Source organism: Pseudoalteromonas luteoviolacea CPMOR-1 (assembly GCF_001625685.1).
Taxonomy (GTDB): domain Bacteria; phylum Pseudomonadota; class Gammaproteobacteria; order Enterobacterales; family Alteromonadaceae; genus Pseudoalteromonas; species Pseudoalteromonas luteoviolacea_K.
On the sequence record NZ_AUYC01000039.1, the window covers coordinates 62,867 to 77,118 of the forward strand.

The following is a 14,252-nucleotide window of genomic DNA, read 5'->3' on the forward strand; positions in this document are numbered from 1 at the left end:
GCAATAAGGCATGAAATGGATGCTAACTTTGGTGCTGGTTTTAGTTACATCAGCTTGTACGCATAAAGTGCAGGTTGAGACAAAAGAACCAATTACCATCAATTTAAATGTAAAGGTTGATCACGAAATTCGTGTGAAAGTAGACAAAGAGCTAGACGACTTGTTTAGTGATGAAAGCGAATTATTCTAAGGAGTGAAAACATGAGAGCAAAAATTATATTGACCACAATCGCAGCTGCATGTATGAGCTTTTCTGTGATGGCCTTGTCATTGAATGAAGCAAAATCACAGGGGATGGTGGGCGAAAATGCAGCGGGTTATTTAGGGGTAATTAAAGGATCAAGCGACGTGAAGAAGCTTGTTGCGGATATCAATAAAAAGCGCAAGGCGAAGTATCAGCAATTAGCGAAGAAAAACGGGATTAGTTTGTCACAGGTAGAAAAACTGGCTGCGGAGAAAACGTATAAAAAGACTTCTTCTGGGCACTTTATTCAAGTGAATGGTAAGTGGGTAAAAAAGTAGTGTCAGTTTGCAATAACTGCGCTAATTAGCGCAGTTATTTTATTTAACTTTTTACTTTTTGTGCGTGCAGCTAGCAAGTAATTGTTGCCAAAATGCTTCACCTTTACGCCTAGCTAGGCGAATATTATTGTCTGGGATAGACTCTGGATCTTCATAAGTTTCCAATGCAGCAGCCATACTCTCTTCTCTGATCAGGTGCAATGTTGGGTAGGGGGCGCGATTAGTATAGTTGGCAGGGTCATCTTCATCGCTGTCTGCAAAGACATAGTCTGGATGAAAGTTAGCAATTTGATATACGCCCTCAAAACCCTGTGCACAGAGCAGTGCATTCGCTAAATCAACCAAATCTAAAAATGACTCGAAGTCAGTGAAGCCATGTGAAAAAACCAGCAGAGTGGTTTCTCTCGATGCGTTTTGATTTAGCTCAAAACACTGTTTCAACATATCCATGACTGCATCGTCATGACTGGTGGCCTCGCTGATGTGATAATAGATGGCGTTTTGTTCCACTTCTTTTCTAGCAAAGGGACAAAAGTTGTATTTGACGATGACATTACTCACCCAGCTTTTCATTGTATTGATTATGTGATCACTCATTTACTGCTCCAGTAGTGAATCGATAATATTGAGGGTGCGACAGATTGCGCCTTGGTTTAGTGCCAGGCATGCATGCGCCTGTTCGCCAAGTAACTTCGTAGCAGTGGGATCAGTTAAATAGTTGTTTACGTGTGCAAGCAACTCAGATTGATCTGAGCAAATTTGTGCGCCCTGTTGAGCAATGAGCTGCGGATAAATATGAGAAAAGTTATAGGTACTAGGCCCACTTAACACACCGACAGCACTTGCTGCCGATTCCAAAGGGTTATGGCCACCTCGTTTAATTAAGCTCCCTCCGATAAAGGCAATTTGGGCACACCCGTATAGAAACTTCAGCTCACCGAGGGAATCAGCGAGGAGAACTTGGCAGTTTGAATTGTATGGCCCACTGCGACGGCTAATACAAAGCTCTGCGTCACTTAATAAGTCTGCGACAGGGTTAAATTGCTCAGGGTGACGTGGCGCGATGATCAATAAAGCCTCGGGTATTTTTTCTAATAACTTTTTGTGCACGGCTATGACTTGCTCATGCTCACCAGGATGCGTTGAACCGGCTATCCAAATTGGCCGTTGCCCCAACTGAGCGCTTAAATCATGCATCCGTTGCAGATCATGATCATCAAGTGTGACATCAAATTTAATTGACCCTGTAGTGGACACGCGCTCTGGCGGCAGACCAAGCGCGACAAATCTTTGCGCATCTTCTTCGTTATGACTTGCCAGCACCGTGATGTGACTCATGATATGTCGAGTTAAAGGTGCGACTTTTTGATAGCCTCGGTATGATTTCTCTGATAACCGAGCATTGATGACGGCGACAGGGCATTGGTGTTTATTGGCATAATAGAACAGGTTTGGCCACAACTCAGTTTCTAAGACAAGTAGTAACTTTGGTTTTAATGTTTTGATAAAACGGCGAGCTGCAAATCCAAAATCAATGGGGAGGTAGCAGACAGAGACTGAATCTTTGAATTGTTTAGTAATTTCATCACGGCCAGTCGGTGTATTACAGGTAACGATGATTGAATTACTTGGGTATTGTGCGCTTACTTTTTTAATAAGTGGCACTGCTGCGAGGACTTCGCCAACTGATGCACAATGAATGATGATGGCCTGTTGTGGTAGGCGCAGATTTACGGTACCAAAACGTTCACTAAAATGCGCTTTGTAACCGCCGTTTTTTTTACCCCTGATCTGATATAGGTAAAACGCAATAAGTGGCGCAAGCAAAATTAAAATTAAGGAGTAAATAAGTCGAATCATAGTGTCAGGGCAAAAATAAAAGCATAGTTTAACGCGCTTGTTGCGTAATGGAAATTACCATAACAATTTTACACATATCGGAACGTGCTCAAAAGCACTAAATTTGCTAGTATGCTCGCCCCTGATTATTTTTGAAAGAAATATAATGTTGTCAATTTATAAGAAGTTGTTGTTTGCTGTTTCTTTACCTTTGTCTTTTGTCGCTCAAACGGCGTTTGCGATGCCGACGGCTTATCTCCCTCTTGGTAAAGATAATATACTAGAATATCAGATCGAAAAGATGTTCACGCTGACGGCTGTTACTCCGATGAGTAAGCCTTATCGCATTTCAGAAATTAACCAACACATTGTAAAGCTTGGCAACATAGATCCTGCATTGCAAGCAAGTATTCGAGCGCGTATTGCACCCTACCTTCAAACCGATGCGATCACTCGCAGAGGAATTAAATTACGAATAGATTCAGGCGAAGAGCAAAGAATTGCCAATGATCGAGGCAATTATTCGACCGAATATGCTGAGATTTCGCTAGATGGCATTTATCGTGGTAGCGATAATTCTTTATTACAGTTTGGCGCTGAGTACCGCGTCGAGGCTGGTAGGTTAGTGCCTTATAATACTTTTTATGCGCTGGGGGGGGAGAATTTACAACTAAATATAGGTTACAAAGAGCATTGGTTTTCGCCCTTTAAACATTCAGCTCAAGTGTATTCGACAAACGCTCAGACGCCTTTATCTGTCTCTTTGGGGCTCAACTCGCCACTAAAAGGTTGGTGGAACTTAGATTTTGAATTCTTCTATGCTGAATTAGAGCATGTTGAGAAAGGCATTCATTACCAAAACAAACGACACGACGGTACGCCTAAATTAGCAGGTACACATCTGAGTATTGAGCCGCTGACGAATTGGAAAATAGGTATTAACCGGATGATGCAATTCGGAGGTGGCCCAAGGGAAGTGTCTGGTAAGGATGTGCTGCAAGCATTTTTTGACCCTGCAGGCAGCGATAATAACGCATTAACCGGTGGTACCGACAACGAACTTGGCGATCAATGGGCTACAGTCACTACGTCTTTTAAAACAGATTGGTATACACCTGTTGAGTGGTATATCGAGCATGGCGGTGAAGATACCCGAGAGCATAAAAACTATTTATTTGGTAACTCTGTGACCAGCTATGGTTTTTACATGCCAGAATTAACGAAAGATGTCTCGATGCGCTATGAGTTTTCAGATATTAGTGAGCTTTGGTATGTACACCATATCTACCCTGCGAAAGGTAATAGTATCAATGATTTCGTGTTGGGTCATTTTGCAAGTAATCATCGAGTATTTAATCATGGCGTAGCGACGCAGAGTCAAGTGATTGAAGTCACGTATGCAGAGAGCTTTGATTCACTGTGGCGATTAAAATGGACCACAGTAGATAACCAGAATAATGAGAAATATGATTACAAAAAGCAAAATGAAATCCAGCTCTCTAACTCTAGAAAAATTGATGACTATCAACTAGAAACAAGCCTGACCGTGGGCAAAGATGTGTTTGGAGAAAATTACACTTGGCTGTCAGTCAATGTATACTGGTAATACACGGGTAATAATTAAGAAATAGCACAATTTTTGGGCTTGTAAGAAATTGAAGGTTCACTATGTCAGTCAATGAACAAATTGCAAATAGCTACTTGGACAGTTTAGAACGCCACATGGCATTATTTGCCAATATGGCCAATTATCATCAAGAATCGGTAGCACTTTTAGAGGCGTGTCAGAAAACGCTTGCTGCGGGCGGAAAGGTTATCTGGTTTGGCAATGGTGGCAGTGCAGCGGATGCGCAGCACCTTGCGGCAGAGTTTGTAGTTCGATATAAATTAGAACGTGGGCCATTGGCATCAATCGCGTTGACGACAGATACATCTATTTTAACTGCACATAGCAATGACTACCACTTTAATACCGTGTTTGAAAGACAGGTTCAGGCGTTATGTAAGCCAGAGGATCTGGTTATTGGACTGACAACTTCTGGTACCAGTGAAAATATCAATTTGGCTTTGGCTGCCGCTAACGAAATTGGTGCGTTCACAGTGGCATTAACTGGCCGCCAAGGCGGTGAAGTCAAAGACATCGCTAAATTACCGATTATCATTAACTTTGACGAAACAGCGCGTATTCAAGAAGCACATATGTTTATTGGGCATTGGCTTTGTGAGGCTGTGGACCTGTCAATTGCGGAGCAAAATCAATGAACTTAGCTGCTTTACAAAACCTTCACAACGCTAAAATTCTAGTTGTGGGTGATGTGATGCTAGATCGATACTGGCATGGGGATACTGGCAGGATCTCTCCGGAGGCGCCTGTTCCAGTTGTGAAAGTAAGTAGCTTAGAAGATAAAGCGGGTGGCGCGGCTAATGTTGCGAAAAATATTGCGCACTTGGACGGCAAAGTAGGATTACTAGGCTTGATTGGCCAAGATGAAAACGGTCGCAAGCTTAACAGTATTTTAGAAGATGAGAGTATTGATTCTCAATTGGTTAGTGTTGATACCTTACCGACGATAGCCAAAATGCGCGTGATAAGTCGTCATCAGCAGGTTGTTAGGCTGGATATGGAAGAGCAGTTCTTACCTGAGCATAGTGCGTTACTAACTGAGAAGTTAAAGGCCGTTATTGAGGCTTATGAGTATGTTCTTTTCTCTGATTACAACAAGGGTGCGCTTGCCAATATCAAAGAGATGATTGAGGTGGCAAAACAAGCTGGAAAAACGGTGCTTGTAGACCCTAAAATGAGCGATTTATCTGTTTATCGTGGTGCTGATTTTATTACTCCAAATCTCAATGAGTTTAAGTTGGCTGGCGGGGACGCAAGCACTGAGTCGGCACTTACCAACAGCGCAAGGCAACTTATCGCTGATGCTGGCATTGGTGCAATGTTATTGACGCGCTCTGAGCAAGGGATGTCACTCATCTCTGCTGATGATAAGCATGACTTTTCTGCGCAGGTGCTAGAGGTTAGCGATGTGACTGGCGCTGGCGATACCGTGATTGCGACACTGACTACGATGCTCGGTGCTGGGATGAATGCGAAAGATGCGGTAGAAATGGCAAATTTGGCGGCAGGTATCGTAGTTGGCAAGCTGGGCGCTGCGACAGTTTCTCCTGAGGAGCTCAGTGCGAAGTTGAGTCAATACTTGAGGGAGACAGGCGAGCACTATCAAGCCCCATTTGAAGATGTGTTACAGCACATTTCATTTGCCAAGCAAAATGGCGAGAAAATTGTGTTTACTAATGGGTGTTTTGATATTTTACACGCAGGTCATGTGCGCTATTTAGCGCAGGCTAAAGCGATGGGAGACCGTTTAGTTGTTGGGTTAAATAATGATGAATCTATTTCTCGCTTAAAAGGTGCGGACAGGCCAATTAACCCATTAAATGAGCGTGCGATGGTGATTTCTGCGTTGGCATCGGTTGATTGGGTTGTTCCTTTTGGGAAAGAAGAAGAAGGCGATACTCCTGCTAACTTAATAGCGACGATCAGCCCTGATGTATTGGTTAAAGGGGGCGATTATAAGGTTGAAGAAATCGCTGGCGCTGATCATGTATTAGCACAAGGTGGTCAGGTTGAGGTATTGTCTTTTCTAGACGGTTGCTCAACCTCAAATGTCATTAAAAAAGCACGTTTAAGTAAAAGTTAACTATCTAGATGTGTTTGGTAGGCACTAATCAGTGTTTGCCAATCCGCATCATCAAAAAAGAAAGTCGGCCACTTGCCGGCTTCTTTTTTAAATGAACGGGCTAACCTGTCTATATTCGCCTGTTGCCAAGAACCCTCTATATGACGTATATCACCTTTATCAAAGTCAATGAGGTTAACGTGTCCTTGGTCATCGAAAAGAATGTTATTGATATTGAGATCGTCATGATAGACACCTTTTCGGTGAAAATCCGCGATGGTTTTTCCCACAGCCATGAGCTCTTTCTTTGTCGCAGAGTGTTGCTTAAGTTTTTCACACAGACTTTGTGCATCAGGTATCGCCTGGGTTAGTATGTCCGCGCGATAAATACCAAACGTAACTTTGACATAGGCTGCAATAGGTACTGGCACGGGGAGCTGCAATTCTTTAAGTTGTGTGAGAAGTTTAAATTCTTTAAACACTCTGGTCTTTTCGAGACCTAAAAATAAGTACTGGTCACTGAGCAACTTGCCAATTAAACCGCCTCTCCAGTAATGTTTTAATACGGCAATATTATTATTCTGATATCGAATAAACCAAGCTGGGGCACGGCCAAGTTTGCTGTTAACGACCGCATCTTTTTGTCGCCAATGTTCGACATTAAACCAGTCGTGGGTAATGCTTAATTCGCTGTCTTGTGGCGTTAATATGAAATGATTGTCAGTGTTGTCTATTTTGAGCATATGAGGCTTGCAAAATGGTAATATGCGGCAAGTTTAGCGACTTTTTCTCTAGAGTGAAATGCACAAGTGTTGCAAATCGAGACGATTAATTTAAGATCATGCGTTCTTAAACTGATTGGGTAAGACGAGTGTCAAAAACGATTTCTTCTATTTGCGTGCTTCGGCTATCAGCCATCGGCGATGTCTGTCATGCAGTGTCTGCTGTTCAAGCGATTCAACGAGCACATCCTCAAGCTAAGATAACCTGGGTGATTGGGAAAGTAGAGGCGATGTTACTGGCCGATTTACCGGGCGTTGAATTTGTGGTGTTTGATAAAAAACGCGGCAAAGCGGCTTTTAAGGACCTGAGAGCTCACTTTAAAGGCACACAATTTGATGTATTGTTGCACATGCAAGTGGCTTTTAGGTCTAATGTTGCGGCGCTGTGTATTCCTGCGAAGGTGAAAATTGGTTTTGATAGTACGCGTGCTAAAGAGTTGCACTCGTTAGTCGTTAATCAACGTATCACACGTCAAACTGAGCCACATGTATTAGAGGGCTTTCACCATTTCGCTCAGGCAATTGGCGCTCAGCCTCAAGACCCGACTTGGAGTATGCCCTATACAGCAGAGGATGAGGAACAGGCAAGATCATTGTTACACGGTCTTGAACGGGTGTTTGTTATCTCACCGGCTGCAAGTAAACAGGAACGAAATTGGTTGCCAGAACGATATGCTGCGCTTGCAGATTATGCGGCGGATCAGGGGTTTAATGTTGTTATAACAGGTGGTCCAACTGAGTTAGAAATCAGTTTAAGTGCGGCTATTGTGAAACATGCACAGTGTAATATTTTAAACCTAGTCGGCAAAACGGGATTAAAAACACTATTATGTGTGCTTAAAGAAGCAAAGTTAGTGCTTGCACCTGATACGGGTCCTGCGCATATGGCTGTGACGGTTGGCACGCCTGTGATCGGTTTGTACGCACATTCAAACCCCAAACGTACCGGGCCGTATTTGTATCAGCACTATGTTGTTGAGGTGTATCATCAAAATGTGCTTAAGCAAAAAGGTAAGCCTGCCAGTGAGTTGCCGTGGGGTACTCGAGTAAAAGGCGCAGATTTAATGGCGCAAATTAGCGTTGATGATGTGACAGCGATGTTTGACAAAGTTGTTCAGCAAGAGAAATTATGAAATCTAAAGCAGTATTCTTAGATAGAGATGGTGTGATCAATCATGATCATGCTTATGTACATGCCATTGAAGACTTTGAGTTCATTGATGGCGTGTTTGAGGCGTGTCAATACTTTACAGGATTAGGTTATAAGCTTGTCGTGGTGACGAATCAATCTGGTATTGGTCGCGGATACTACGATGAAGTTCAGTTCCAGCGTTTAACGCAGTGGATGTGTGAGCAGTTTAATAGGCTGGGTATTGACATTGCGGGGGTTTATTTTTGCCCACATCACCCTAAAAAAGCATTACCACAGTATTTGCGTGATTGTGATTGTCGAAAACCAAAACCTGGCATGCTATTACAAGCGATTGAAGAGCACGATATCGATCCGAAAAACAGCATTATGGTTGGAGATAAAGTTTCAGATATGAAGGCTGCCATTGCGGCAGGCGTGAAGACCAAAGTTCTGGTGCGTTCAGGGCAAGAGTTCACTGCCGAGGATGAATCATTTGCTGATTTTGTTTGTGGCTCTTTAGCGGAGCTGCCCCAAAAATTAGGCTAACGCCCATTTAGCTTTACGCTCATATAAAACAAGATAATCACAATCCGTGCATTTAGCTTGCGAACCTTTTAAAATATACTCAAGTAATTTAACTCATTCATACAACAAGTGGGTAATTGGCTTGAGTATGACTTTTCATTTGGTGTGTACCCTTTTAATTGATTTAACCTGAGTTTCAACGTCTATCGAATCGAAACAACATTGCATTGAGTTTAATAAACCATGCAGTATTCGAGGCATCATAGTCGTGTGTTCACCTCAGAAGCAAAATTAGGCGTACACACTCCGTGCAACCAATGGAGACTCTACATGAGATCAGCGGCATTTTACAGCCAACTTCAACAACAAATAGAAGAAGTGAAAGCTGAAGGCTTATATAAAAAAGAACGCATTATTACATCACAACAGCAGGCAGAAATCGCTGTATCAACAGGTGAAAGCGTTATTAATTTTTGTGCAAACAACTACCTAGGCTTGGCTAACCATCCAGATCTGATTGCCGCAGCACAAAGCGGTTTATCTGATCATGGTTTTGGCGTTGCATCTGTACGCTTTATTTGTGGTACTCAAGATATTCACAAGACGTTAGAAGAAAAAATCAGTGAGTTTTTGAAAACTGAAGATACGATTTTATACTCGTCATGCTTTGATGCTAACGCAGGCTTATTTGAAACGATCCTTGGCCCAGAAGACGCAATTATCTCAGACTCTTTGAACCACGCATCTATTATTGATGGTGTACGTCTGTGTAAAGCTAAACGCTTCCGTTATGCAAATAATGACATGGCTGATTTAGAGAAGCAGTTGATTGCCGCAACCGAAGCGGGCGCTAAAACTAAACTGATAGCAACTGATGGTGTTTTCTCAATGGATGGTGTTATCTGTAACTTAGCAGCAGTGTGCGATCTTGCGGATAAGTACGATGCACTTGTCATGGTCGATGATTCTCACGCAGTTGGCTTTGTTGGCGAGAATGGTGCGGGTACAGCTGAGTATTGTGGTGTTATGGATAGAGTGGACATTATCACCGGTACGCTTGGTAAAGCACTAGGTGGTGCGTCAGGTGGCTACACATCAGGTAAAAAAGAGATTGTAGAGTGGTTACGTCAACGCTCACGTCCATACTTGTTCTCTAATTCATTGGCACCATCAATCGTGACGGCATCAATTAAAGTACTTGATATGCTTAAAGATGGAAAAGCGCTTCGCGATCAATTATGGGAAAATGCAGCTTATTTCCGCAATGAAATGGAAGCCGCAGGTTTTACGTGTGCAGGTAAAGATCACGCAATCATTCCAGTCATGCTTGGCGATGCAAAAGTCGCTGCTGAAATGTCAGATAGATTACTTGCTGAAGGGATTTACGTGATTGGTTTCTCTTTCCCTGTGGTGCCAAAAGGTCAAGCTCGTATCCGTACGCAAATTTCAGCGGCACACACTAAAGAACAATTAGATAAAGCGATTTCAGCGTTTATCCGCATTGGTAAAGATTTAGGTGTGATTTAATTGCTAGGTGCTAGCGCACCTACTTTCTAACGAGTGAACATTATGAAAGCATTATCCAAGTTGAAAGCTGAAGAAGGGATCTGGATGACCGATGTGCCAAAACCAGAAATGGGGCACAACGACTTACTGATCAAGATCCGTAAAACGGCAATTTGTGGCACCGATGTCCATATTTATAAGTGGGATGAGTGGTCTCAAAATACGATTCCAACCCCTATGGTCGTGGGCCATGAGTATGTGGGTGAAATCGTCGATATGGGCCAAGAAGTACGAGGCTTTTCTGTAGGTGATCGTGTTTCAGGAGAAGGTCATATTACATGCGGGCATTGCCGCAACTGTAGAGCTGGCCGAGTACACTTGTGTCGCAACACCATTGGTGTAGGGGTTAATCGAGAAGGCTCATTTGCAGAATACTTAGTGATCCCAGCTTATAACGCCTTTAAGATACCAGATAATATTTCAGATGAATTAGCATCGATTTTTGACCCATTTGGTAATGCTGTACATACGGCTCTATCATTTGATTTGGTTGGTGAAGATGTACTCATCACTGGTGCTGGTCCAATTGGTATTATGGCGGCTGCGGTTGCTAAACATGTAGGCGCGCGCCATGTTGTCATAACCGATGTGAATGAATATCGACTAGACCTTGCACGTAAAATGGGGGCTACTAAGGCTGTCAATGTGGCAAGCGAAAGCCTTGAAGATGTGATGGAAGAACTAGGTATGACAGAAGGCTTCGATGTAGGCCTAGAAATGTCGGGTGTACCAGTTGCATTCAATAGCATGCTGAACAACATGAATCACGGCGGTAAAATTGCGATGCTGGGTATTCCACCAAGTGATATGGCTGTTGATTGGAACCAAGTCATTTTTAAAGGCTTAGTTATCAAAGGTATTTACGGACGTGAAATGTTCGAGACTTGGTACAAGATGGCAAGTTTAATTCAGTCTGGTTTGAACCTAGAACCTATCATTACCCATGAATTTAATGTGGATGATTTCCAGCAGGGCTTTGATACAATGATCTCAGGCCAGTCTGGTAAAGTGATTCTAGACTGGACAAAGTAATTTAAGTCCAATAGGCGGCTTTAAATTGTACTTTCCTTCGTATAAGGTATTGTATTAATTGAGCCGCTTTTTTAATGAGAGAGATATGGCTTTTAAACATATTAGTATTGAACAAACACAAGCATTAATCGCACAAGGTAACGTGGTTGTTGCAGATATCCGCGACCCTAATTCGTTTGCAGCGGGACACATTCCTGGTTCAGAGCACCTTTCGAATGAAAATTTAGCCCATTTTATGCAGGAAAAAGAGTTTGAACAGCCAATTATTATTGTTTGTTATCATGGGATCAGCTCTCGAAATGCTGCGAACTATTTAGTTGAGCAAGGCTTTGAAGATGTTTACAGCATGGATGGTGGCTTTACTCAATGGGAGCAAACACTCCCAGAACACATAGAAAAATGAAGCTGCTTGGCTCCTTTTCAGACCCTAGAGCGGTTCAAGGAGCCGTTGATTATCTGAGAACAATTGGAGTAGAAAGCCAGTTACACAGTGAAGATGGACGGACTGTGTCAGTCTGGGTACAAGAGAGTGACTTGCAGACTGCCCAAGCTGTTTGGCAAGAGTTTCTCAAAAACCCTTATCATGAAAAATACAGCAATGCGTCTTGGCAAGTGGGTGAAACGGATGGCGCATTAAAATATCAAGGAACACAGCTAAATTTATTCCAACGTTTTATTCGACTAAACTGGCTCATACAGGCAGTCGCAATGATTGCTTTGCTTGTTTATGTCAGTTTTTATTACTTTACGCCTAATGCTGTTTTTGAAGCCCTCAAATTTGATACTAATCACCCTTGGAGTTGGCTAACTCCTGCTTTTATGCACTTTGGTGCGGTACATTTATTGTTTAATTTAAGCTGGTGGATTTTTTTGGGTAACCAAATTGCCAACAGAGCAGGTTTTATAACTTTACTCTCTCTTTTTACCGCCAGTGCATTATTGAGTAATTGGGCTCAGTTTTTACTTGTAGATGAAAACTTTGGCGGACTCAGTGGAGTTGTGTATGCACAATTGGGGTTTTGCTGGATTTACTCACACCTAAATAAGCATGAACAGGCTATTTTGTCTAAGCCCATTATTGGCTTTATGCTGGTGTGGATGATACTGGGGTTCACCAATGTGTTATTTATTAGTATGGCAAATTGGGCCCATTTAATTGGTCTGTTAACAGGAATGAGCCTTGCTGCAATAATGTATCGGCCTAGTGATACAGGTACTTCGTAAATAAAACTTCTCTAATGATCTCTTGACCAGTCTCGTCTTTTAACAGAGATTTCAGCTTTGCTGCACATCGCTTTCTTATCTCTTCTCTACCGGTCAAAGATTTTATGGTCTCTTCTGGCTCTTTGCTCAAGATCTGTACGATGGCATCTCTTAGCAGGGGGGTGTGGTGTTCGACCACCGCAATATTTGCGATGTCGTCTAGCATCAAGTCTATCGTTACACGAACATAACCTAACTTTTTATTTGACTGGCCAATATAGTTCGTAATGATGTCTGGCTCAAAGCCATAATAACCCACGCTAGACTCCGCTTTGAGTTGAAAGCTTGTAGTACTTGCGATGAGTGCTGCAATTAATAAAAGAGTACGAACCATAATCGTCTGAAAATACGTAACTAAATGTCAACAATATCGTTAGTTTATACTTAAATTTAAAGCATGAACAGGCAGCAATAAGATAATCGCGAACTTTTTTGCGTTGCTAAGCTTTGTTATCATGGCTTTGGTTTAGTCTTGAATGAATTATCGAATTGTTAAAAAGTCCTATTTCTTTAGATTTTAATTGGGGGAGCTTTACCCAAGTTGCAGACAAAGCTCCTGTACAAATACATGAACGACTGGTTGAGCAAGGCTCTTTGACGGCATTACTGAAAAGCCAAAGTAGCAGCTTTAGAGTCGGCGTATTGGGAGAACAACCGCTCGTGCCACCTCCGTGCATCATGGAGGCCTTAGGAGAGCAAACTGAGCTGGCGATATGCCGAGAGGTTTTACTATTTTGTGATGAACAGCCACATGTATATGCGCAAAGCTGGATTTCATTGGAAGCAAACGAACACGGCTTACAAAACCTGGGTGAAAAACCCCTTGGTGAGAAGTTATTTGAACAGTCAATATGGCACCGAGGTGAATTGGAGGTGAGTTGTGTTGATGATTTGCAAGCACGGGCACAATTATGTGAACTTTTTGGTGTAGAAGAGAGACCTGTATTTGCTCGACGTAGCGTATTTACGAAAGGCTCTGCTAAAGTTTTGGTGTGTGAGATTTTTAACAGTGAGATTATAAATAAATGAAAAGTGTCTCGTTGCAATATGCAAACATCTCTGAATATAAACAGTTAATGCGACTTGATAAGCCAATAGGCACGTTTTTACTGTTGTGGCCCACGATGTGGAGCTTGTGGCTTGCCTCAGAAGGTGTGCCCAGCTTATTGCACATAATAGTCTTTTCACTGGGCACTTTCCTAATGCGCAGTGCAGGGTGTGTCATTAACGATTATGCTGATAGAAAAGTAGATGGCTCAGTGAAAAGAACGGCAATGCGTCCACTGGCTCGTGGCGCAGTCTCAGAGCGTGAAGCGCTTTCTCTGTTTTTGGTGCTTATTTTGGCTTCTTTTGCACTTGTACTCACTTTGAATTGGCAAACGATAGCCCTGTCGGTGGGGGGGGTTATATTAGCTGCTTTATATCCCTTTATGAAACGTTATACACACCTACCTCAGGTGGTTCTAGGGGCTGCATTTAGCTGGGGGATCCCAATGTCATTTATGGCGGCCACAGGGGAAGTACCTATGATCGCATGGCTGTTGTTTATAGCCAATGTTCTGTGGACGGTGGCATACGATACTATGTATGCCATGGTTGATAGGGATGACGATATTAAAATTGGCGTTAAGTCCACAGCGATTTTATTTGGCAAGTGGGACAGGCACATTATTGCATTATTGAATATCAGTTTTTTGCTATGTATGTTAGCGGTTGGCTTATATTTTGATTTAAGCCTTTGGTATTGGATTTCTCTGGCTAGTGCTTGTCTCATGCTGGTGTATCTACAGCGTGAAATTACGACTCGCAGTAGGGAGGCTTGCTTCAAAGCATTTTTAAACAATAACTATGTTGGCCTAGCACTGTTTATTGGGGTTGTGGTTAGTTGAGTCGTTTGGCCCACAC

17 protein-coding genes are annotated in these 14,252 nt (G+C 42.6%); 13 read left to right on the forward strand and 4 right to left on the reverse strand.

Features of this window, described 5'->3' with window-relative positions; all coding sequences use genetic code 11:
* Positions 1-10 precede the first annotated feature (10 nt).
* Both N473_RS17530 and N473_RS17535 read left to right on the forward strand, forming a co-directional pair.
* The gene (locus N473_RS17530; RefSeq protein ID WP_063369052.1) at positions 11-190 is read left to right on the forward strand and encodes a YnbE family lipoprotein; all 180 of its coding nucleotides are present in this window, start codon (positions 11-13) and stop codon (positions 188-190) included.
* An 11-nt stretch (positions 191-201) separates the two neighbouring features.
* Positions 202-522, forward strand: coding sequence for a YdbL family protein (locus tag N473_RS17535; protein ID WP_039611741.1), 321 nt, complete (start codon positions 202-204; stop codon positions 520-522).
* Positions 523-573: 51 nt separating this feature from the next.
* Here N473_RS17535 and N473_RS17540 read toward each other — a convergent pair whose 3' ends face one another.
* Together N473_RS17540 and waaA are read right to left on the reverse strand one after the other, a co-directional pair.
* The gene (locus tag N473_RS17540) at positions 574-1,119 is read right to left on the reverse strand and encodes a DUF1415 domain-containing protein (protein ID WP_063369053.1); all 546 of its coding nucleotides are present in this window, start codon (positions 1,117-1,119) and stop codon (positions 574-576) included.
* A complete protein-coding gene (waaA, locus tag N473_RS17545; RefSeq protein WP_063369054.1) occupies positions 1,120-2,382 on the reverse strand; it encodes a lipid IV(A) 3-deoxy-D-manno-octulosonic acid transferase in 1,263 nt (420 codons plus the stop codon). It lies immediately after the preceding gene.
* 145 nt (positions 2,383-2,527) lie between these two features.
* On the opposite strand from waaA, the gene N473_RS17550 reads away from it, so the two are divergent.
* The 3 genes from N473_RS17550 (at position 2,528) to hldE (ending at position 6,068) form a co-directional block, all read left to right on the forward strand.
* A complete protein-coding gene (locus tag N473_RS17550) occupies positions 2,528-3,967 on the forward strand; it encodes a capsule assembly Wzi family protein (protein ID WP_063369055.1) in 1,440 nt (479 codons plus the stop codon).
* Between the two features lie 62 nt (positions 3,968-4,029).
* The gene (locus N473_RS17555) at positions 4,030-4,623 is read left to right on the forward strand and encodes a D-sedoheptulose-7-phosphate isomerase (RefSeq protein WP_039611738.1); all 594 of its coding nucleotides are present in this window, start codon (positions 4,030-4,032) and stop codon (positions 4,621-4,623) included.
* A complete protein-coding gene (gene hldE, locus N473_RS17560) occupies positions 4,620-6,068 on the forward strand; it encodes a bifunctional D-glycero-beta-D-manno-heptose-7-phosphate kinase/D-glycero-beta-D-manno-heptose 1-phosphate adenylyltransferase HldE (protein ID WP_063369056.1) in 1,449 nt (482 codons plus the stop codon). Before N473_RS17555 ends, hldE begins: the two co-directional genes overlap by 4 nt.
* Here the strand turns inward: hldE and N473_RS17565 are convergent.
* Entirely contained in the window at positions 6,065-6,790 is a 726-nt protein-coding gene (locus tag N473_RS17565; protein WP_063369057.1) for a 3-deoxy-D-manno-octulosonic acid kinase, read from the reverse strand. The two genes, hldE and N473_RS17565, sit on opposite strands and share 4 nt — an antisense overlap.
* A 128-nt stretch (positions 6,791-6,918) precedes the next feature.
* Between N473_RS17565 and N473_RS17570 the strand changes: the two genes are divergently transcribed.
* The 6 genes from N473_RS17570 to glpG all read left to right on the forward strand — a co-directional run bounded on the left by N473_RS17570 (position 6,919) and on the right by glpG (position 12,308).
* Positions 6,919-7,962 carry a glycosyltransferase family 9 protein gene (locus N473_RS17570; protein ID WP_063369058.1) on the forward strand — a complete coding sequence of 348 codons (1,044 nt, stop codon included), beginning with the start codon at positions 6,919-6,921 and terminating at the stop codon, positions 7,960-7,962.
* Positions 7,959-8,507, forward strand: a complete 549-nt coding sequence (gene gmhB, locus N473_RS17575; RefSeq protein ID WP_063369059.1) for a D-glycero-beta-D-manno-heptose 1,7-bisphosphate 7-phosphatase — start codon at positions 7,959-7,961, stop codon at positions 8,505-8,507. Before N473_RS17570 ends, gmhB begins: the two co-directional genes overlap by 4 nt.
* 309 nt (positions 8,508-8,816) lie before the next feature.
* On the forward strand, positions 8,817-10,013 hold the full coding sequence (locus tag N473_RS17580; RefSeq protein ID WP_063369060.1) for a glycine C-acetyltransferase: 1,197 nt from the start codon (positions 8,817-8,819) through the stop codon (positions 10,011-10,013).
* Positions 10,014-10,055: 42 nt separating this feature from the next.
* A complete protein-coding gene (gene tdh, locus N473_RS17585; protein ID WP_039611732.1) occupies positions 10,056-11,084 on the forward strand; it encodes an L-threonine 3-dehydrogenase in 1,029 nt (342 codons plus the stop codon).
* A gap of 85 nt (positions 11,085-11,169) precedes the next feature.
* Complete coding sequence (glpE, locus tag N473_RS17590; RefSeq protein ID WP_063369061.1) at positions 11,170-11,487, forward strand: thiosulfate sulfurtransferase GlpE; 318 nt, start codon at positions 11,170-11,172, stop codon at positions 11,485-11,487.
* A complete protein-coding gene (gene glpG, locus N473_RS17595) occupies positions 11,451-12,308 on the forward strand; it encodes a rhomboid family intramembrane serine protease GlpG (protein ID WP_419555159.1) in 858 nt (285 codons plus the stop codon). Before glpE ends, glpG begins: the two co-directional genes overlap by 37 nt.
* Here glpG and N473_RS17600 read toward each other — a convergent pair.
* A complete protein-coding gene (locus N473_RS17600; protein ID WP_063369063.1) occupies positions 12,286-12,681 on the reverse strand; it encodes a flagellar basal body-associated protein FliL in 396 nt (131 codons plus the stop codon). The two genes, glpG and N473_RS17600, sit on opposite strands and share 23 nt — an antisense overlap.
* Positions 12,682-12,836: 155 nt before the next feature.
* On the opposite strand from N473_RS17600, the gene N473_RS17605 reads away from it, so the two are divergent.
* Together N473_RS17605 and ubiA are read left to right on the forward strand one after the other, a co-directional pair.
* Positions 12,837-13,376 (forward strand): chorismate--pyruvate lyase family protein, encoded by a 540-nt coding sequence (locus N473_RS17605; protein WP_063369064.1) that lies wholly within the window; start codon positions 12,837-12,839, stop codon positions 13,374-13,376.
* Positions 13,373-14,236, forward strand: a complete 864-nt coding sequence (gene ubiA / locus N473_RS17610; protein WP_063369065.1) for a 4-hydroxybenzoate octaprenyltransferase — start codon at positions 13,373-13,375, stop codon at positions 14,234-14,236. The genes N473_RS17605 and ubiA overlap by 4 nt, the downstream gene beginning before the upstream one ends.
* Positions 14,237-14,252 lie beyond the last annotated feature (16 nt).